General features: G+C 53.9%; 19 protein-coding genes and 1 tRNA gene. 2 read left to right on the top strand and 18 right to left on the bottom strand.

From position 1 onward, the window contains the following. Positions 1-109: 109 nt before the first annotated feature. The 9 genes from F552_RS0107105 to F552_RS0107145 form a co-directional block, all read right to left on the bottom strand. A tRNA-Ser gene (locus F552_RS0107105) sits at positions 110-200 on the bottom strand. Between the two features lie 59 nt (positions 201-259). After that, on the bottom strand, positions 260-472 hold the full coding sequence (locus F552_RS0107110) for a formate dehydrogenase subunit delta (protein WP_018151040.1): 213 nt from the start codon (positions 470-472) through the stop codon (positions 260-262). Positions 473-525: 53 nt separating this feature from the next. Next, positions 526-1,374, bottom strand: a complete 849-nt coding sequence (gene fdhD, locus F552_RS18710; RefSeq protein WP_018151041.1) for a formate dehydrogenase accessory sulfurtransferase FdhD — start codon at positions 1,372-1,374, stop codon at positions 526-528. Continuing rightward, positions 1,358-4,222 (bottom strand): formate dehydrogenase subunit alpha, encoded by a 2,865-nt coding sequence (gene fdhF / locus F552_RS0107120; protein WP_018151042.1) that lies wholly within the window; start codon positions 4,220-4,222, stop codon positions 1,358-1,360. The genes fdhD and fdhF overlap by 17 nt, the downstream gene beginning before the upstream one ends. Next, positions 4,219-5,781, bottom strand: a complete 1,563-nt coding sequence (locus F552_RS0107125) for a formate dehydrogenase beta subunit (RefSeq protein WP_018151043.1) — start codon at positions 5,779-5,781, stop codon at positions 4,219-4,221. Before F552_RS0107125 ends, fdhF begins: the two co-directional genes overlap by 4 nt. Further along, positions 5,778-6,263, bottom strand: coding sequence for a formate dehydrogenase subunit gamma (locus F552_RS0107130; RefSeq protein ID WP_018151044.1), 486 nt, complete (start codon positions 6,261-6,263; stop codon positions 5,778-5,780). Before F552_RS0107130 ends, F552_RS0107125 begins: the two co-directional genes overlap by 4 nt. Positions 6,264-6,476: 213 nt before the next feature. Further along, positions 6,477-8,138 (bottom strand): choline dehydrogenase, encoded by a 1,662-nt coding sequence (gene betA / locus F552_RS0107135; protein WP_018151045.1) that lies wholly within the window; start codon positions 8,136-8,138, stop codon positions 6,477-6,479. A gap of 97 nt (positions 8,139-8,235) precedes the next feature. Next, a complete protein-coding gene (gene betB, locus F552_RS0107140) occupies positions 8,236-9,699 on the bottom strand; it encodes a betaine-aldehyde dehydrogenase (RefSeq protein WP_018151046.1) in 1,464 nt (487 codons plus the stop codon). Between the two features lie 208 nt (positions 9,700-9,907). Further along, on the bottom strand, positions 9,908-10,684 hold the full coding sequence (locus tag F552_RS0107145) for an endonuclease/exonuclease/phosphatase family protein (RefSeq protein ID WP_018151047.1): 777 nt from the start codon (positions 10,682-10,684) through the stop codon (positions 9,908-9,910). 356 nt (positions 10,685-11,040) lie between these two features. Here F552_RS0107145 and F552_RS0107150 point away from each other — a divergent pair, with 356 nt between their 5' ends. Beyond that, positions 11,041-11,367, top strand: coding sequence for an H-NS histone family protein (locus F552_RS0107150; RefSeq protein ID WP_018151048.1), 327 nt, complete (start codon positions 11,041-11,043; stop codon positions 11,365-11,367). Positions 11,368-11,502: 135 nt separating this feature from the next. Here the strand turns inward: F552_RS0107150 and F552_RS0107155 are convergent, their stop codons facing one another. The 8 genes from F552_RS0107155 to rlmB all read right to left on the bottom strand — a co-directional run bounded on the left by F552_RS0107155 (position 11,503) and on the right by rlmB (position 17,184). Next, entirely contained in the window at positions 11,503-12,198 is a 696-nt protein-coding gene (locus F552_RS0107155) for an SIMPL domain-containing protein (protein WP_018151049.1), read from the bottom strand. Positions 12,199-12,302: 104 nt separating this feature from the next. Further along, entirely contained in the window at positions 12,303-13,451 is a 1,149-nt protein-coding gene (locus F552_RS0107160) for a DUF2863 family protein (protein WP_018151050.1), read from the bottom strand. A 301-nt stretch (positions 13,452-13,752) separates the two neighbouring features. Next, positions 13,753-14,199, bottom strand: coding sequence for a 50S ribosomal protein L9 (gene rplI / locus F552_RS0107170; protein WP_018151051.1), 447 nt, complete (start codon positions 14,197-14,199; stop codon positions 13,753-13,755). A gap of 18 nt (positions 14,200-14,217) precedes the next feature. Then, complete coding sequence (gene rpsR, locus F552_RS0107175; RefSeq protein WP_018151052.1) at positions 14,218-14,445, bottom strand: 30S ribosomal protein S18; 228 nt, start codon at positions 14,443-14,445, stop codon at positions 14,218-14,220. A gap of 26 nt (positions 14,446-14,471) precedes the next feature. Next, the gene (priB, locus tag F552_RS0107180) at positions 14,472-14,771 is read right to left on the bottom strand and encodes a primosomal replication protein N (RefSeq protein WP_018151053.1); all 300 of its coding nucleotides are present in this window, start codon (positions 14,769-14,771) and stop codon (positions 14,472-14,474) included. A gap of 37 nt (positions 14,772-14,808) precedes the next feature. Then, positions 14,809-15,183 (bottom strand): 30S ribosomal protein S6, encoded by a 375-nt coding sequence (gene rpsF, locus F552_RS0107185; protein WP_018151054.1) that lies wholly within the window; start codon positions 15,181-15,183, stop codon positions 14,809-14,811. 162 nt (positions 15,184-15,345) lie between these two features. Next, on the bottom strand, positions 15,346-16,257 hold the full coding sequence (locus tag F552_RS0107190) for a diguanylate cyclase (protein WP_026182480.1): 912 nt from the start codon (positions 16,255-16,257) through the stop codon (positions 15,346-15,348). A 186-nt stretch (positions 16,258-16,443) separates the two neighbouring features. Further along, the gene (gene rlmB / locus F552_RS0107195) at positions 16,444-17,184 is read right to left on the bottom strand and encodes a 23S rRNA (guanosine(2251)-2'-O)-methyltransferase RlmB (RefSeq protein WP_018151056.1); all 741 of its coding nucleotides are present in this window, start codon (positions 17,182-17,184) and stop codon (positions 16,444-16,446) included. Positions 17,185-17,360: 176 nt separating this feature from the next. Here rlmB and F552_RS0107200 point away from each other — a divergent pair, with 176 nt between their 5' ends. Continuing rightward, positions 17,361-18,173 (top strand): SPOR domain-containing protein, encoded by an 813-nt coding sequence (locus tag F552_RS0107200; RefSeq protein WP_018151057.1) that lies wholly within the window; start codon positions 17,361-17,363, stop codon positions 18,171-18,173. 27 nt (positions 18,174-18,200) lie between these two features. On the opposite strand, the gene tilS is transcribed toward F552_RS0107200, so the two are convergent. Then, the gene (gene tilS, locus F552_RS0107205; protein ID WP_018151058.1) at positions 18,201-19,547 is read right to left on the bottom strand and encodes a tRNA lysidine(34) synthetase TilS; all 1,347 of its coding nucleotides are present in this window, start codon (positions 19,545-19,547) and stop codon (positions 18,201-18,203) included. Positions 19,548-19,561 lie beyond the last annotated feature (14 nt).

Consider the following 19,561-nt stretch of genomic DNA (forward strand, 5'->3'; position numbering starts at 1 on the left):
GTGTGCAAAACCCCACAGGGTATGCATCTGGTAACTACATGTGGTAAATTGAAAAGGCCAGAATTTCGTAACCCATTGACTGAGAAAGAAATTCTGGCCTTTATTTGTCTGGCGGAGAAGGGGGGATTCGAACCCCCGTTAGGCTATGAACCTAAACACGCTTTCCAGGCGTGCGACTTAAACCACTCATCCACCTCTCCGTGAGCCGTGCATAATACGGGTTTCCGTCTATGCTGACAAGCATTTTTTGAGTGATTTATTACTTTGGCAGCGCCATCACAGCCTGTTTGGTACGCTCGGTCAAACCTTCGCCACCATTGGCAACATATTCCAGCAATTGCTTGCGCATCTGCGGCGCCCAGAACTTGATCAGGTGCTGGCGGATTTCCTCCACCGCCAGCTCATGGTCCGGGTCTGCATCAAAGAACTGGCCAATCTGGTTGGCCATTTTTAGCAGGTTTTCAATATGCATTGTTCACTCTCTATCTACTGAACATCGCGGGTGACTACCGTCACCCGCGACTGTTAAATATGGATATCCGGGCCGTTAAACACCGCTAACGCATGTTTAGCGGGTTGGTATCTCACCAGCGTGATACCGCATGTCTTGGCAATCTGCACCGCAAGCGATGTCGGGGCGGACAGGGTAATCACGGTCTTCATGCCCATGACGGCCGCTTTCTGCACCATCTCCACGCTGGCTCTGCTGGTCAACAGCAAAAACCCCGTGGCACAGTCCCAGGCTGGTTCACGGGCAGCAAAACAGCGACCAATCAGCTTGTCTAGCGCATTATGCCGGCCAACATCTTCGCACACGGCCAGCAGGCCCTGCTCCGGTTGCCACCAGCCAGCGGCATGGGTAGCACCCGTCTGCTCAAAGAGGGGTTGCCGCTGGCGCATCTGCGCAAAGGCCTGGGCAATGTCATCCAGCAACGGAACGGCCGCGGTCGCTTGTACTGCTGTCGTTGTCGGCAATTGTCGCCAGACTTCATCCAGAGACTCAGTCCCGCACAAGCCACAGCCGGTTCTGCCAGTCATGTTTCTGCGCCGCTCTTTCAAACGGCCAAAGGCCGCAGCACTGATCTCGATGTTCACGGTGATCCCGTTATCCACCGTTTCCACCTCGATATCAAACAGCTCTGCACGCTTGTCGATGATCTGCTCTGTCAGGCTAAAGCCAATGGCCAGCTCTGCCAGATGAACTGGCGAAGCCATCAGTACCACATGACTGATACCGTTATAGACCAGTGCAACCGGTACTTCTGCTGCCAGCGTGTCGGTTTCAAGGGTCTGACCGGACGCATGACTGCGTCCGACCATCACCTCTGCTGTCAGCGAAATGCCGTTTGCCATCGGATCATGCAGTTTGGACATTCCGTGCTTTCCGTGCGGCCAACAATTCTGCCTGCTGCTCGGAGAACTCGCGGTAACGTTTCTGCCATTCTGACGGCTGGTTTACCTTGATCAGCTCGACCGCAGTCACTTTGTACTCCGGACAGTTGGTCGCCCAGTCAGAATTATCGGTGGTAATCACGTTAGCGCCAGATTCCGGGAAGTGGAACGTCGTGTAAACAATACCCGGTTGCATGCGCTCGGTCACATGTGCGCGCATGACGGTCTCCCCTGCCCGGCTGGCCACGCCCACCCAGTCGCCATCCACAATACCGCGCTCTTCTGCATCTACCGGGTGTAACTCCATCCGGTCTTCAGAATGCCAGGCATTGTTTTCTGTACGGCGGGTTTGTGCACCCACGTTGTACTGGCTCAGGATACGGCCAGTCGTCAGCAACAGCGGGAAGCGCTTGCTGGTCTTCTCGTCGGTTGGCTGGTAACGGGAGATCATGAAGCGGCCCTTGCCACGCACAAACTCATCAATGTGCATGGTAGGCGTACCTTCTGGCGCATGTTCATTACATGGCCACTGGATACTGCCCAGTTTGTCGATCTTGTCGTAAGACACGCCATGGAAAGTCGGCGTCAGACGCGCAATTTCATCCATGATTTCAGATGGATGATTGTAATGCATGTCATACCCCAGCGCTTTTGCCAACGCAATGGTAACTTCCCAATCGGCCTTGCCCCCCAGTGGCGGCATGACTTTGCGCACGCGGGAAATACGGCGCTCTGCGTTGGTAAAGGTGCCGTCTTTTTCCAGGAAAGAACTACCCGGCAAGAACACGTGTGCAAACTTGGCAGTTTCGTTGAGGAAGATATCCTGTACCACGATACACTCCATGGACGACAGCGCGGCCGTTACATGCTGGGTATTCGGGTCACTCTGGGCGATATCTTCACCTTCGCAGTACAGCCCCTTGAAGCTGCCATCCAGCGCGGCTTCAAACATGTTCGGGATCCGCAGGCCAGGCTCGGACTGCAGCGTCACCCCCCAGGCATCTTCAAACAGCTGGCGGGTAGCCAGATCGCTGACATGGCGATAGCCAGGGAACTCGTGCGGGAAGGAACCCATGTCACAAGAACCCTGCACATTGTTCTGACCACGCAGCGGGTTAACGCCCACGCCTTCACGGCCGATGTTGCCAGTTGCCATTGCCAGGTTGGCAATCGCCATCACGGTAGTGGAACCCTGACTGTGTTCGGTTACGCCCAGGCCATAGTAGATGGCACCGTTACCGGCTGTAGCGTACAAACGGGCTGCTGCACGGATGTCTTCGGCAGAAACCCCTGTCACCACTTCCATCGCCTCTGGCGAATTCTCTGGCATGGCCACAAACTCGCGCCACTTGTTGAACGACACCATATCGCAACGTTCAGTAACAAAATCTTCTGCTACCAGACCTTCGGTGACAATCACATGCGCCAGCGCATTCAGCATGGCGACGTTAGTCCCCGGACGTAGCGGCAAATGATACTGCGCACGGCCATGATGGGTATCGATCAGGTCAATCCGGCGCGGATCAATCACGATCAGTTTGGCGCCCTGGCGCAGACGACGTTTCAGGATGGATGCAAAGACCGGGTGTCCATCGGTCGGGTTGGCCCCCATCACGATCACCACATCCGCCTTCATCACAGAATCAAAGGTTTGCGTACCGGCAGATTCGCCCAGTGTCTGTTTCAGGCCATAACCGGTGGGTGAATGGCACACACGGGCACACGTATCCACGTTGTTATTGCCAAAGGCTGCACGGATCAGTTTTTGGACCAGATAGGTTTCTTCGTTGGTACAGCGGGAAGAAGTAATACCGCCAATCGAGTCCCGGCCATATTTGGCCTGAATGCGACGGAACTCAGATGCTGCATAAGACAGCGCCTCGTCCCAGCTGACTTCCTGCCATGGGTCCGTGATGTTCTTGCGAATCATCGGCTTGGTCATGCGGTCCGGATGGGTCGCATAGCCCCAGGCAAAACGGCCTTTAACACAAGAGTGGCCGTGGTTTGCCTGGCCATTCTTGCTCGGTGTCATGCGCACCAGTTCATTACCGCGCATTTCCGCCTTGAAGCCACAACCCACACCGCAGTATGCACAGGTGGTTTCAATAGCATGCTCTGCCTGACCAATCTTGATCACGCTCTTTTCGATCAGCGTCGCGGTCGGGCACGCTTCTACGCAGGCGCCACAAGACACGCATTCTGAATCCAGAAAATCCTTGCCACCGGCCGGTGCAACACGGGATGCAAACCCGCGACCATCAATGGTCAGCGCAAATGTGCCCTGGGTTTCTTCACAAGCGCGCACGCAACGGTTACAGACAATGCATTTGGCCGGATCATAACTGAAGTACGGGTTGGATTCGTCCTTCTCTGACTTGAGGTGGTTGGCACCCTCGTAGCCGTAACGGACTTCCCGCAGGCCGACTTCCCCCGCAGTATCTTGTAGTTCGCAATTACCGTTAGCAGCACAAGTCAGGCAATCCAGCGGGTGGTCAGAGATGTACAGTTCCATCACGCCACGGCGCAGATCAGCCAGTTTTGGTGATTGCGTCTTGACCTTGAGGCCGGCAGCAACCGGGGTGGTACAGGAGGCCGGATAACCGCGACGGCCTTCGATCTCTACCAGACACATACGGCAAGAACCAAACGGCTCCAGGCTGTCTGTCGCGCACAGTTTAGGGATCTTGGTGCCCATTTCCATGGCGGCACGCATGATAGAGGTACCTTCAGGCACGGTCACCAGCTCGCCATCAATTTCCAGCGTGATCATGGTCTCGCTCTCGCGCAGTGGCGTACCGCGGTCGAGATCTTCAATATGTTGGCAGCTCATGACTGACCCTCCTTGCTACCCAGACCAAAGTCCTGGGGGAAATGACGAAGTGCACTCAATACAGGGAATGGTGTCATCCCGCCCAAGGCACACAAGGAACCATGCAGCATGGTCTCGCACAGGTCTTCCAGCAAAGCCACGTTCTCGTCGCGCTGCTGGTTCAGACGGATTTTCTGGATCACCTCTACCCCGCGGGTAGAGCCGATACGGCATGGCGTACATTTGCCGCAAGACTCTTCGGCACAGAACTGCATGGCAAACTGGGCCATCTTGGCCAAGTCCACCGAATCATCTACCACCACGCAGCCGCCATGACCCAGCATGGCCTGCTTGGCGGCAAAAGCTTCGTAGTCGACTTCCATGTCAAAGTGCGCCGGTGGCACCCAGGCCCCCAGCGGCCCGCCCACCTGTACGGCACGAATCGGCTTGCCGTTTGCCGTCCCGCCGCCGTAGCCTTCCAGCAGTTCACGCAAGGTCAGGCCAAAGGCTTTTTCTACCAGCCCGCCAAACTTGATGTTACCGGCCAACTGGAACGCCATGGTGCCACGGGAGCGGCCCATGCCAAAGTTGTGATAATACGCGCCGCCTTTATCGGCAATCACCGGCACAGATGCCAGCGTCAGCACGTTATGTACCAGCGTCGGCTTGCCAAACAAGCCTTGTAGCGCAGGCAACGGCGGCTTGGCACGGACCAGACCACGATTACCTTCCAGCGATTCCAGCAGGGAGGTTTCTTCACCGCAAATATAAGCGCCCGCCCCTTTGCGGACATGCAAGTTAAATGCTTTGCCGCTGCCCGCCACATTGCTGCCCAGAAAACCAGCCGCGACGGCAGTTTTGATGGCTTGCTCCAGATGGCTGATGGCTTGCGGATATTCAGATCGAACGTAGATGTAGCCTTCCGGTGCACCAACGGTCAGGCCGGCAATTGCCATGCCTTCGATCAGCAGGAACGGATCCCCTTCCATCAACATACGGTCAGCAAAGGTACCGGAATCGCCTTCATCGGCGTTGCAGACAATGTATTTCTGGTCGGCAACGGCTTCTTTTACGGTATTCCACTTGATGCCCGCCGGAAAAGCTGCGCCACCGCGGCCGCGCAGGCCAGAAGCCTGAACCTCTGCCAGGGTTTTGTCTGCCCCAATGGCAACCGCACGTTGCAAACCGGCAAAACCACCGTTGGCCACATAGTCATCCAGAGACAGCGGATCTGTCTTGCCGGCACGGGCAAACAACAAGCGCTCCTGGGATTTCAGATAGACGTGAGCTTCAACCTCGCCAATACAGGCCGCATGCGTGGTCGCCCCGGTATGAAACCCCGCGTCAAACAGTGCAGCAACCTGAGCGACACTCACCGGACCAAAGCCGATGCGACCAGCAGATGTAGACACTTCTACCAGTGGCTCCAGCCAGAACATGCCGCGCGAGCTGTTTCTGACCACATCCACTGTGATCTGGCGTTTGGCGGCTTCTGCCACAATCGCGGCAGCCACCTGGTCGGCCCCTACAGCACGGGCAATCGAATCGCACGGAACAAAAATCTGATAGCGCATACTCATGCTGCACCTCCTGTGGTTTTATTCAGGATAGGCTGCAACACGGCATCCAGCGCTTCTTTGGTCACACGGGCATGCAACTGACCATCTACCAGCATAGCTGGGGATGTCGCACAGGCGCCCAGGCAATACACAGGACGAACCGCCAGCTGGCCATCCGCCGTCTGGCCATGCTCGTCAATGCCGGTACAGGCATGCACATGCGCAGCCAGCGCATCGCTCCCCATGGACTGGCAAGCCTCCGCCCGGCACAGGCGCAACTCATGCGCAGCAGGGGGCGACATCTTGAAGTCATGATAAAAACTGATCACGCCATGAATCTCTGCTTTGGAGCGGTTCATGGCAAAGGCGATATCCGCAATCGCGGTTTCAGGGATGTAACCCAGCTGATCCTGAATGTCGTGAAGAATGGGCAGAAGAGCGCCCGGCTCCTGCTGTCTGGCAGACAGTATGCGAGCCACTACAGCGTGCTGGTCTGGTGTCATTTTCTTTCCTCCGGGCGATGTCAGTCGCTCGTATGCGTCCGCCAGGCATGCTGGCAAACAGGCTTGTGCGTGGTGTTATTATTGTCGGCTTGGCAGATTATATATACAAGTTGTATATACATTTAATGTTACACGAAAAAAAGCGGCTTTTATATAGCCCTTAAGGGTAATAATCGCCCCGTATGCCAGACTGGCACACGAGGCGAGGCATTTCTAGCGCTGCTTGGTTTCCCATTGCGGGTGAATCCATACCGGCGCGTTGCTGGCAGGCAAAGGCTGTTTACCACGAATCTTGTCTGCCATTTTCTCGGCCATCATGATGGTCGGCGCATTCAGGTTGCCACTTACCACATCCGGCATGATCGATGCATCCACCACCCGGATACCCTGCAAGCCATAGACACGCCCTGCCCCGTCCACCACGGCCATCGGGTCATCCTTGCTACCCATGGCGCAGGTACAGGATGGATGCAACGCACTTTCGGCCTTCTCGCGGATAAATGCATCAATATCGGCATCCGACGTTGCTGCCTTGCCTGGCGCCAGCTCTTCAGCGCGGAACTCATCCATTGCTTTCTGGGCAAAAATCTCGCGGGTCAGGCGGATACCTGCGCGCATCTCTTTGCGGTCCTGCTCGGTCATCATGTAATTAAACAGGATTTTCGGTTTGTCTTTCGGACTGGCGGTACGCAACTTGACATACCCCTTGCTGGTCGGTCGCATCGGGCCCACATGGGCCTGAAAACCGTGCTCAGATGCAGCAGAGTGGCCATCATAACTCACGGCCATCGGCAAGAAGTGGTACTGCAAATCCGGATGCTTCACGCCGGCTTCGCTACGGATAAAACCGCCAGATTCAAAATGGTTGGTTGCCCCCAGCCCTGTGCCGGTCAATAGCCACTGCACGCCAATCTTCAGCATTGCCAGCGGGTTCTGGGCCGAATACAGGGTAATCGGTTTCTTGCAAGATACCTGCACATACGCCTCAATGTGATCTTGCAGGTTCTGGCCAACGCCCGGCAGATCATGCACCACCGGGATCCCCAGTTTTTTCAGGTCTTCCGCAGGGCCTACGCCTGACAGCAACAGGGTTTGTGGCGAATTAATGGCACCGCCGGACAAGATCACTTCCCTCGCGGCATTCACACGGTGCAGCTTGCCATCCTGACTGTATTCCACGCCAACTGCACGTTTGCCGTCAAACAGCACACGGGTTACCAGTGCACGAGACTCGACCTTCAGGTTAGGACGCTTCATGGCCGGACGCAGGTAAGCCATGGCAGTACTCCAGCGACGACCCTTGTGCACGGTCATGTCCATGGGCCCCAAGCCTTCCTGCTGGTAGCCGTTCATGTCTGCGGTATACGGGTAGCCTGCCTGCTTGCCAGCTTCAATGAATGCGTTGTACAGCGGGTTCTTGCAAGCGCCCGTGCTGACAAACAGCGGGCCGCTGTCACCCCGGTAGGCGTCGCCCCCTTTGTGGCGAGTTTCTGCCTTGCGGAAGTAAGGCAGGCAGTGTGCATAATCCCAGTCTTCCAGACCGGCACGCTTGGCCCAGCCATCGTAATCCAGCGCATGGCCACGGATGTACACCATCCCGTTAATCGAAGAAGACCCGCCCAATACACGGCCGCGCGGGCAATACATGCGACGGTTGTTCATGTAGGGTTCGGGTTCGGATTCGTAGTACCAGTTGTACTTGTCATCTTTTAGCGGCCAGGCAAAAGCAGACGGCATGTGAATAAAGATGCTCCAGTCGCGCGGGCCAGCTTCCAGCAGCAACACCTTGGCGTCTCCGTCTTCTGTCAGGCGGTTCGCCAAAACACATCCAGCCGATCCGGCGCCTACGATGATGTAATCAAATTCGTTAGCCATACTTACTCCCACCCCATTCAAAACAACCTGCACTTGCTGCAAATGTAAAACCCGTTTTATCAAAGGCCCGCTGCAAGTCGGGCCTCATTCACCATGCTTATTCGTACGGGCAAGCAACCTCGCCCAGTTCTACATACACGCTCTTGATCTGTGTGTAATGGTCAATGGCGGCATGACTGTTTTCAGACCCGATACCAGACTCTTTCAGACCACCAAACGGCATCTCGATCGGTGTAATGTTGTAATTGTTGATCCAGCACACCCCTGCTTGCAGCTTGGCGATGACACGGTGAGCCCGGGCCAGGTCTTTGGTAAAGATACCGCCTGCAAGTGCCAAACGGGTATTGTTGGCGCGCAGAATCACTTCTTCTTCATCACGGAAAGGCAACACGGACATCACCGGCCCAAAGATTTCTTCGCGTACAATGGTCATGGTATCTACGCAGTCGGCAAAAATGGTCGGCTGGATAAAGCTGCCAGCTTCACAACCTTTAACCGTTACCTTTTTGCCGCCATACACCAAGCGTGCACCTTCCTGCAAACCGCGCTCGATGTAAGACATCACGGTATTTGCATGGTCGTTAGAGACCATGGCACCGACCTGGGTATCCGGGTCCATCGGGTCACCAATCTTCAGCTTGGCCGTACGCTCGGCCAGCTGCGCCAGAAAAGCGTCATAAATGTCTTCATGTACGAAAACACGGGTACCGTTGGTGCAAATCTCGCCCTGGGTATAAAAGTTGGCCAGCATCGCGGCAGAAGTTGCCTGCTTCAGGTCTGCATCCGGGAAAATGATCAGCGGCGATTTCCCACCCAGCTCCATGGTCACGCGCTTCAGCGTTTTGGCAGCATCCGCCATGATCGCCTTGCCGGTTTCGGTAGAACCGGTAATGGACACTTTCGCCACATCCGGATGGGCAATCAGCTTGCGAGCCACGTCAGACGAGCCCTGCATCACGTTAAACACGCCATCCGGCACGCCGGCTTCAGAGTAAATTTCAGCCAGTTTGGCAGCCGTCATCGGCGTAATGCTGGCAGGCTTAAAAATCATGGCATTGCCACAGGCCAGTGCTGGCGCTGATTTCCAGCAAGCAATCTGGATCGGGTAATTCCAGGCGCCAATCCCCAGGCAAATCCCCAGTGGTTCACGGCGCGTATAGGCAAACGCATTTTTCAGCGGATACTGGTCACCATGAATCCCGGCGGCCAGACCGGCAAAGTATTCCACGCAATCTGCGCCAGACAACACATCCACCGCAGCCGCTTCCTGAATCGGCTTGCCGTTGTCTCGCACTTCCAGCTCTGCCAACTCCTGATTACGCTCGCGCAACAATTGCGCAGCCTTGTTCAGAATGCGGCCACGCTCGGCTCCGGTCATGGCAGACCAGATGGCAAAACCTTCCTTGGCCTTGGCAATGACCAGATCCACCTCGTCATCACCTGCCTTGTCCACCTTGCACAACACTTCACCAGTCGCCGGGTTGAAATTGTCTACCAATTCGCCACGGGTGCTTTCCACATACTGGCCGCCAATATAACTGCGCAAGATGTAATCAGACACGGTAATTCCTTTCAGATAATGCTCGCCCAACGGTGGGCAAAAATACAACTTTTGTTAGTCTGGCAATTTGACTTGAGTGGGCGCTTACGATGGTGACAGATTTCGACATGAAACATAATGGGTACGACATGCAGCCCGGACGGGCGGCAAAAAAGCCGGTTTCCAGATCAGGAAAGGCAGATCAAAGCTCTAACACCAGACCAGTTGATCAACTCTTGGCCGTTTGCTGCCCCTTTTGTACATTCACTTTGGCCATCAGGGGTAAATGATCAGACAATCGCGCCCAAAGCTTGTCCTTGCCGACGCTGGCCTGTTCAATCTTCACATGTTTGACATAGATGCGGTCCAGTGGCAGCAATGGCCACCGCGCCGGAAAACTGCGCGCCAGGTGGCCATGCAGATGCTGAAATACCTCAGTCAGTCCCAGGTCATGAGACAAGACATACGATGCCTCATTCCGCCAGTCATTAAAGTCACCCGCCATGATCAAAGGTTCACCGCTTGGAACATGATGCTGAATTTCCTCAACCAGCCTTGCCACCTGTTTTCTCCGGTCATGCGCCAGCAGATTCAAATGGACGCAAATGGCATGCAAGCGTATCTTGCTAACCGGTAATTCATACACACAGTGCAGCATACCCCGCTTTTCCAGCCGGTTTTCAGAGATATCAATATTTCTCCAGCTGATCAGCCTGAAACCGCAAATCAGGGCATTTCCGTGGTGCCCGTAAGGATAAAAAGCATTCCCGCCGTATATGCCTTCTTTGGCAAGGCATTCGGCAAGATAGGCTGCATGTCCGGCGGCAGGCCAATTCTCAAACTTGCTGGCACGGCGATGATGCAACCCTTGTACTTCCTGCAAAAACACAATATCCGAATTGTGCTGCTGCAGCATGTCCCCTAATTGATGCACCGTCAAACGACGGTTTAACGGCGTCATGCCTTTATGCATGTTCAGCGAAAGCACGCTTATATGGTCCGTCATTTGCCTTTACCCCTGTTGCAACAGTCCGCGCCTGCATCCTTTTGATGATAGATGCCAAATGGCTCAAAAGACAGTTTGCATCATCCGGATTCGCCAAAACCCGACTTAACGCAAACCTTGGGTAAAAAGTCCGGTCTTTTACTTGCAAATATGCAGCACTAAAAAGCACAGATAAATGCCAAATGATAAATGACTGTTAATAACAGTTAATCTCCCAATTTCACAAATCAATTACAAATTTAAAAATTGTGATACTATTAAATGACAAGCATAAATATAATATTCAAAGTTTTGATTACGGAAATCCAAAGGCACGCAATCAAAACCGGATTAACCAGATTACGGGAATCAACACCATGGGTATCAATCTATCTGATTTGTCATTTGATCAACTGGCTCAACTCCGCCTGGATGTTGAAAAAGAGATTCGTGCACGCAAATCTCAAGAAGCCTCTGCTTTGGCCAATCTGGTACAAGAGCGCGCACAACAACTGGATGTATCTGTAGACGAATTGCTTGCCCTGCTGGGCAAGAAAAACACCGGCAAAAAAGCACCTCTGGCTGCAAAATTTGCCAACCCAGCCAATCCGTCAGACACCTGGTCTGGCAAAGGCCGTAAACCGGGCTGGTTCCTGGCTGCTATTGCTGCGGGCAAATCCGAAGCCGATTTGCTGATCAAGTAATCGCATACGTCAGATAGCCCATTAAAAAGCCGCTTTAAGCGGCTTTTTTAATGTTCCCACGATTTGGTGCATCAAAGCACAGGCGAAGGGTGCATTGTCACATAGCAATCTGCATCCTGATGCACGCCGACGTCCTCAGGGCTGAATCTGCACCTGCCCTGACACCAGCACGCCAACCTTGCTTTCGCCTGGCGACACCTCAGCCAGCCCGTCGGCCGCTACCGACGCTCTGGCCAGTTTCTGCATATACGGTTGTGGCCCCATCGACTCACTACCCACCTGCAAAGAAACGATCCGGTATGCTTTGCCATTTGCCAGTGTATTCGTCACCAGCGATGCTTTCTGCTTAAACGCCTTTAATGCCTCTACCGTCAGGTCAGACTCCGCGCGCTCACGTTTCTTGTCTGACACAATAAAATTGATGCCGCCGATTTGCAAAGCCGGTTGCAATTTGCCAATTAGCTGACTCGCGCTGGAAAAATCCTCGCTGACAACTTTAATATCCAGTCGCCCACGCCAGCCCTGCAATTTGTTATTTGTCCCGTACACCGGATAAGTCTGCTGAGATTGCAAAGTTACTTTCACCGCAGGATACGATTTCGCGATTTGCACCGCATCTTCCAGGCGCTTGTTCAATAATACGCCCAAGCGCTGCGGGTCAGCCTGATTGTCTTCGACAAACATATTGGCGATCAGGGTATCATTCGAAACTTCTGCCATTGCATTTGCCTGCAGTTGAATTACGTCATAATTCAACGGCTCTGCAACAACACTTTCCACACTTGCCAAAGACAAGAAAAACAGCGGCCATACACACAGGCTTTGTTTCATCAGAGACTCCACTTAACGCACCAATTAATCATCATGGCGCAATCAGGATAAAAACACAGCGGGCATTCATCAGCTTTAACATATTGTCACAATGATTCAGCATATTAATGCAGATGAATTTCATTAAATTCGACATCCGGCATTAATGCCTCAACCACGTGCCCATGCCGATCAACATAGGCAGGCGTATCATAACTACCATCTTCAAGCGCAGAGAACACATCAACCGGGTAATGCACCTGGCCCAATTCCAGCTGTTTCAGTTCTTCGCTTATGACCGACATCTGGGCAGCAAGTTCCTCGCCCCATAGCGGCCAGATCAAACCGTACTGAATCCCTTCCAGGCTCTGACGGGCAAATCCGATCCGGACCTCCTCCAGTCCCTCATGCTCGAATACCGCTACCGTCGCATCCAGCTCACTCACCGGACACTCCAGCATCATCGACAAGAAGGTGGCAGCAGCCTTGATGGCAAAGGCTCGAGAGGCGATATCGGCAGCCTTCCATGCAGAGAAGAACGCATCAGGCATTAAAACGCGCGTAACGCACCCAGGCAGCGCGGCAGACAAGACCGTAGACAGGGCAGCCTCCAGCCGCGCCAGCGCCTCCTGGCGGGTTCCTTGCACGGCAGGCGTCTGCCATTGGTAAATTACCCCATTACGCGGCAATGTCACGGCCATCAGCAGATATCGGGTATCCGACAAAAAAACCTCAGGCACATCAAAATCTCCATCAGAGACATCATGCGTGTGTCGGGTTGCCGGAAACTGGCGCAGCAGTTTGTGCGCAACACCAAAGGTCTGGGGAATCTGTTCCGGAGAAAACCACTTGTTCGCAACACAAATAGCCGCATGATCAGAAAAGACTTCCGACAACAATATCTGCCGGATCTGCTCCACTTCGGATGGCTGCAACACGCGATCTGGAATATTAAAACGAGACCATGCCAACACGGGAAGGGCGATCAGTTGTGTTGTCTTCTTGGCACGAGCATGCTCAATTTTGGTCGCAGTTGCTTCAACCCATGGCAGCAAAACCTCATGCATGCCTGGCGCATCTTTCGTCAGTTTGGTCAGCACACTACCTATCAGGTCATCATCCTGACGCAACAGCACACAGGTCAGCAGCTCCGTCAACAGTACAGCCCAACCCCGTGCTTCCGTTTGAGAAGTCGCCTCAGACAGCCCCTGCACCAGGTGACAGATATGCTGCCCCTCTTCCGGCAAGTCTTCCCACATCGCGGCCAACACCATTCAAGCACCTTCCCCGTTCAGACAGGCCATCTCAGCTGCTGTCTTGTAAATAAAGACCTCATGTGCAAGCATGCCTCACCAGCACGCAGAAGTCATCGCTTCTCCGCCCGGATAATGCATGTGGCACCTCTGCATCCCGTAACTGATTGATCGCCTCATCAGGCAAGTCAACCATCAGCGCTATCATCAGCATCCCAAGGCATCTCCAATGATGAAATGACACCCCAAAAAATAAAAAAACAGGCCGCAAAAGCGGCCTGTTTTTTTATTGCATGATAATAATGCTGATCAGACAGCAGAATTATTCGCCAACAACAGCAACAGTGATGTCAGCAACAACGTCGGTATGCAACTCAACAACAATCGGGAATTCACCGATAGTTTTCAGTTGACCGTTAGGCATGCGGATTTCAGCACGTACGGTTGGGTGACCAGCAGCTGTCAATGCTTCAGCAATGTCAACGTTGGTTACAGAACCGAACAGTTTGCCGTCAACGCCAGCTTTCTGAGCGATTGTCACTGTAAAGCCTTGCAGCTTTTCAGCACGAGCTTGCGCCTCAGCCAGTTTTTCAGCTTGCACTTTTTCGAACTCAGCACGACGTGCTTCGAATTCTTTCAGGCTAGCTTCAGTTGCACGACGAGCTTTACCAGTCGGGATCAGGAAGTTACGTGCGTAACCATCTTTCACCTTGACCACGTCACCCAATTGGCCGAGGTTGGCCACTTTTTCCATCAGAATAATTTGCATGGTGGAATCGCCTCAGTCTTAGTGGTTGTCAGTATATTGCAGCAGCGCCAGGAAACGGGCACGTTTGATCGCAACAGACAGCTGACGCTGGTAGCGAGCTTTAGTACCAGTGATACGTGCTGGAATAATCTTGCCGTTTTCGCTGATGAAATCTTTCAACAGATCTACATCTTTGTAGTCAACTTGTTTGATACCTTCAGCCGTAAAGCGGCAGAATTTCTTGCGTTTGAACAGATTACGAGACATTTCTCGCTCCTTGTCAGATTCGTTTACTAAGTATTCTTATCAATCGCCAAGTCGGTTACATGCAGTACCAAACGCGGGTGCTTCAGGTTTTTCGCAGCCAGAAAACCATGTAGTTGCACAAGAGTATCTTGCGGGATGCTACCCAGTTTTTTAGCCAGCTCGCCAAGTGCAATCGCTTCAATCTCGCACATTACTTTTCTTGGCAAACCTGCTTCAGTTTCTTCTGATTGGTGTTTTAACCAGAATCTCGTTACCGCTGTGCCAGCCGGTGTATAGGCAAGAGGCTCTTGCTTGAAAATCACACCGTCAATGGCAATTTTGTTCATGTACTACAGTTTTCACCTACTCGGGGCACTTATCCAATCAGGCTTCAGCTGACTCAGCTTTGGCTTCGCCGCCTTCCAGCAGGGATTTGGATTTTTCTTCTTTCATCATTGGAGAAGCGGTCGTAACAGCTTCGTCCATTTTGACGGTCAGATGACGCAGTACCGCATCGTTGAATTTGAATGCGTGTTCCAGCTCGTCCAGGGTTTCCTGGTTAACTTCAATGTTCATCAGAACATAATGAGCTTTGTGGATTTTCTGGATTGGGTAAGCCAGTTGACGACGGCCCCAGTCTTCCAGACGGTGAATTTGACCACCGTTACCTGTAATCAAAGATTTGTAACGCGTAACCATTGCTGGCACTTGTTCGCTTTGATCAGGATGCACGATAAAAACGATTTCGTAATGGCGCATATTTGCTCCTTTTGGTTAAAGCCTGTCGTATGCGTATCGATCAGGCAAGGTTTGGTAAACGTTGGATTATAAAGGAATCATGACGAACTACGCAATAGCTGAATGGCGCAACGCCACATTTTGTATGGGCATTACGCAAGATCATCCGGGAGACTGGGTGGTTCAGGCTGTGTGCCCGTACCAGCTGATCTGGTTTCTGCCTGACTTCTTGGCCGCATACAGCGCTGCATCCGCCCGATGCAGCAGATCACTCGCACCCATCGACCGGTCCGGATGAGCACTAACGCCTCCGATACTGACGGTCAGGATGTCTGACACACCCGATTGCGCATGTGGTACGTTCAGATCCTGCACCATCTGGCAGACCTTGCTGCAAAGCTGGATCGCATTCTCTTCATGCATGCCAGGCAGAATCATGACAAATTCTTCCCCGCCATATCTCGCCACAAAACCGGAAGAAATCGGAACGGACACCCGCATGCACCGGGCCACCAGCTTCAGGACTTCATCACCCTTGCCATGACCATAGCAATCATTAAACGATTTGAAGTAATCGACATCCAGCATGGCCAGAGAAATCGGTGCCTCCCAGGTTGCGCAGCGGTGACACTCTTCCAGCAATATTTCGTCAAACCGGCGACGATTCAACACTTCCGTCAACCCGTCCAGGCTTGCCATTTTTTCCAGCAACACCCGTTGGCGTTCCATGCGCAGGATATTTGAAATACGGGCCTTGACCACGGCGAGATGAAACGGCTTGGTGATGTAATCGTAGGCACCAAGAGAAATGCCGTAGGCTTCATCGTCGGCAGAGTCCTGGCTGGTGATAAAGGCGACCGCCAGATGGCGTGTACGGGGCCCCTCTCTCAAGCGACGCTGCACTTCATAACCACTGATGTCCGGCAAAACCACGTCCAGCAAAATCAAATCGGGCAGATATTTGGCGGCCTTTAGCAAGGCCTGTTCCCCATCTTTCGCCAGAATGAGCCGGTAATCGTCTTTGAGCAGCTCGGTCAGGATGGAGCGGTCCATCCACTCATCATCCACAATCAGTATGGTTTGTTGTTCAAACACAGCCGTCACTTTATCCGTTAAAAGCACTATGCGTTGACCTGAACAGGCGAGAGCCCCAAACCGGTAAGCGTATCATATTATCCATGTACATGACTGCCGAAGAAAGCGCAGGCCGATAGAAATATCTGCACGAGATACCAGCCATGCTGACCTCCGGCAATCATCTCACCGCCAGCATGGTACCGGTCATGCCATGACACGCTGCCTTCTGCTTTCGGCCAGCACCATTCCTGTCGCTACAGAAACATTAAAACTTTCTACCTGACCAAACATCGGGATACTGACCAGTTCATCACACAGCTCACGGGTCAGACGGCGCATGCCCTGACCTTCGTTACCCAGTACCCAGGCCAGAGGACCGGTGTGCTTGAAGTGGAACAAATCAGTATCCGCATCACCCGCCGTGCCGGCAATCCAGATACCTTGCTCGCGAATCTCGCGTAGGGTTCTGGCCAGATTGGTCACGGTAAGGTACGGAATACTCTCGGCAGCACCACATGCGACCTTGGCTGCGGTTGCATTTAACCCGACGGCCTTGTCTTTAGGTGCAATCACCGCGTGAACGCCCATGCCATCTGCCGTTCTAAGGCACGCGCCCAGATTATGCGGGTCCTGAATGCCATCCAGCACCAGCAACAATGGCGGCTCGGACAATTCCGCCAGGACATCATCCAGATGCTTGGCCAGCGGTGCCATTTCAACCTTGGCAACAATCCCCTGGTGGATCACATCCCCCACCCGCTCAGCCAGCTGAGATGGGCTGGCACGGCGAACCGGCACGCCCCGCTCAGCGGCCAGCTTCAATACCGCGTGCATGCGCCCGTCGTCACGCCCTTCCTGACAGAGCAATTCAAAAAACCGGTGGCGTGACTGGCGCAATGCGGCATGCACCGCATGCAAACCGTACAAATGGCGAACTGAAGACATGTTCAATAGACTCTTTACAATGAAATTTAAAATAATGCAGCAGGAAGGCCCAATGACCTGCCCCAGATGTATGTATCCCTAAAACCTGTGCCAAACCTATCGTTTAGCTTGCCAGTTTTGAGTATTGCCCTGACAATCCGTTCATTCAGAGTGCAAACCGGTGGATAACCCAGCTTATGCAAGAAAATCAGCCTACCCCTAATGACGACATAAAACAACAGGCGGTACGACGGGTCTTGATTGCAATCGCCCTGATCATGGCGGCCATTGTCGTACTCAATGCCATTAGCCGGCTAAAAGAGAGTCAGCAAAAGGAACTGGTAGCATCAACGGCTACCGTGGCTGAAGCCGTTCCCACCGCCCCTGTGGCCCCACCGGCAAAAAAAGAAGCACCCGCCTCCATAGAACAACCGGCATCAGCGGTCAGTAGCGAGATACCGGCGTCGGCGCCGTTAGAGGCCAGTGCCAGCAGTCTTCGCCCAGCCCCACCTGTCGTGATCAACGATAATGGCGTCCATCCTGTTGCCCCGCAAAAACCTGCGCCAGTGCCGCTACGTCAAGATAACTTGCCGGGCACACCCTTGGCCGTTGCGCCAGCAACCGCTACGCCTGTGATTATTAAACCGCAGCCCGCCGTAAAACCGGCAGGGCCACTGGCACAACCGACCGCAGCCCCCGCCAGTCCCCCTGCCACCAAACCAACTGCCACGGCCCCCGCCACCCCGCAGACCGTACCGGCGACCAAAGCACCGGCGCTACAAGGCTCGGTTATCCAGTCTTACACGGTTCAAGCAGGCGTATTTGGCCAATATGACAATGCGGCCATGCTGTACCAAAAACTGCGTGACCAAGGCATCCCGGCCAAGCTGGAATCCCGGGTAATTATCGGTCCGTTCAAGGACAAAGCCGCTGCCGCAGCAGCGGTAAGAGAGTTGCAGGCATTAGGCATTAAGCCGGTTGTCATCCCGAATGTGGCCAACGGCCACTAACCCCGCCACCTAATGAGGCAGGCGGCTTCAGACGAGGCCGTCCTGCCATTCAAATACCCACCCCTCTTCATCAGCATCGGCGCGCCAGTCACTGGCATAACCCACACCGGGTATCCAGGCAAGCTGCTCACCCACATACAGCAATGGTCGCGTCTGACGTAACCAAGGGGCAACACCATGTTCCTGCCAATGCTGCTTTAGCGACTTGGAGGGGGTCTTCGGCCCGAGTTTCAGCTTTTCGCCCCCCGTCCTGGGTCGCCAGGACAATTGCGCTTGCTCGATACGGGGCGATAATCCTTCACCCGGCCGGCGAGAAAGCACATAGCGCCCGGACCAGGCATGAACTGGCGTGACACCAGGCACCAGAGAAGAGACTATCAGAACAACCTCGTTACACACCGGTAATCTGGGCATCAAGGACGCCATGTGCCGATACACCCCGATAAAGAAACGGTCTTGCGGCAAATTGATCTGGATCTCTGCATCCATCCGCACAACCGACAGTTGCATCAGCAAATTCTCAAACCATGCAGAGGACGGCGGCTGCAACCCCGAAATTCGGGTCACCCAATACCGCAACAGGTTCTTGGCCCGGTGTGCAGACAATAGCCGGAACGGCTGCAAATCCAGTGAGGCCCCCTTACCGCATTGCTGCCAGTCCAGCTGCGCCAGTTCTTCTGACAACAGCCAAGCCTCATGCGTCAGGCCTTGCGTGCGACTCACCGCCTGACGGTAAGCCGGATAACGGCTTTCAAGCATCGGCAACAGGGTCTGTCGCCAGAAGTTGCGATCAAAACGAGTGTCCTGATTACTGTCATCCTCGACCCATTGCCACCCCTGATCCAGCACCACCTCGGTCAACTCTGCGCGTGGCACATTCAGCCATGGGCGGATCCAGACATGCCCATCAGCCTGCTTCACGACGGGCATGGCAATCAGACCTGCCGGGCCGCTCCCCCGCATCAGTTGCATGAAACAGGTTTCCATCTGGTCATCCAGATGCTGAGCCAACAGAAACACATCCGTCTTGTGCGCCGCCAACGCAGCGTACCGCGCCTCTCTGGCGCATGCCTCCAGGCTTTCTCCCCCTTTGCGTTCCAGTGTCAAACGGGTTGAGGTGAAATCAACATCCAGTTGCTGGCATAGCGAGGCACAGAAATCCAGCCATGCATCGGCTTTTGGATTAAGGCCATGATGTACATGGTGCGCCGCCAGACGGACACCATGCTGACGCGCCCATTGATGTGCCACATGCAGCAGACAGACGGAATCCAGCCCCCCGGACAATGCCACTGTCACGTGAGCGGGCTTGAAAGACAAACTGGCCAGTACCTTGTCGATACTGGCCAGTAATTTTTGTAACACTGACGACATGCTAGTTTGTCCGG

This window comes from Leeia oryzae DSM 17879, assembly GCF_000376945.1.
GTDB lineage: Bacteria > Pseudomonadota > Gammaproteobacteria > Burkholderiales > Leeiaceae > Leeia > Leeia oryzae.